Raw genomic sequence first — 562 nt, forward strand, 5'->3', positions numbered from 1 at the left:
CGTCGACGCTCTCCACCACGAACCGCGCGGTGACGCCGAACAGCGAGACCACCTCACCCCGCAGACCGGGCGCGATGCGGTCACCGTCCACCCGCACGGCCCTGATCTGCGGCGACCAGGTCGGCCAGCGGGAGGGTGCGGCGTACCGCTGCCAGGCCGTCCCGGGCGACGCGGAGCCGGTGGCCCGGAGCGTCATCGCGGCCATCGGCGGCCGCCGCTCAGCGGACCTGGTCGTTGACGAACTCGTTGAGCGCCTTGCCGGGACGCAGGCCCGCCTCGCCGTCCGCGTGGTGGAAGCTGCCGAAGCCGACCAGCGTGACGGTCCGGCCGTCCTTGAGGGCCTCGGCGATCGCCCCCGGCTCGGCCACGGTGCCGAACACCGCGTCGATGACCCGGCCGACCTGCGCATCGGACAGGTCACCGCCTCCCGCGGCCTTCCGCGTGACCGCCTCGACCAACTCGGACCTGTCCATACGACGCACCCGCCTACTCGACGTTGCTGCCCTGGGGAACGAAGAACGTCACCATCGTGGCACCGCCCCGGCACCCCCGCACGCAGGAG

Annotated in this window: 1 protein-coding gene and 1 pseudogene; both read right to left on the reverse strand. The window is 73.3% G+C overall.

Annotated elements, in window-relative coordinates; translation table 11 throughout:
• Window positions 1–196, reverse strand: a pseudogene (locus ACOV8S_RS27745) (SRPBCC family protein); the annotation flags it as partial.
• Between the two features lie 22 nt (window positions 197–218).
• Window positions 219–473, reverse strand: coding sequence for an HU family DNA-binding protein (locus ACOV8S_RS27750; protein ID WP_448321195.1), 255 nt, complete (start codon window positions 471–473; stop codon window positions 219–221).
• Between the last annotated feature and the right edge of the window lie 89 nt (window positions 474–562).

It is taken from the genome of Streptomyces sp. CO7 (assembly GCF_053474865.1).

Coding starts and splice junctions, on each gene's coding strand:
- ACOV8S_RS27750 (WP_448321195.1), bottom strand. CDS start 473: ATGGACAGGTCCGAGTTGGTCGAGGCGGTCACGCGGAAGGCCGCGGGA.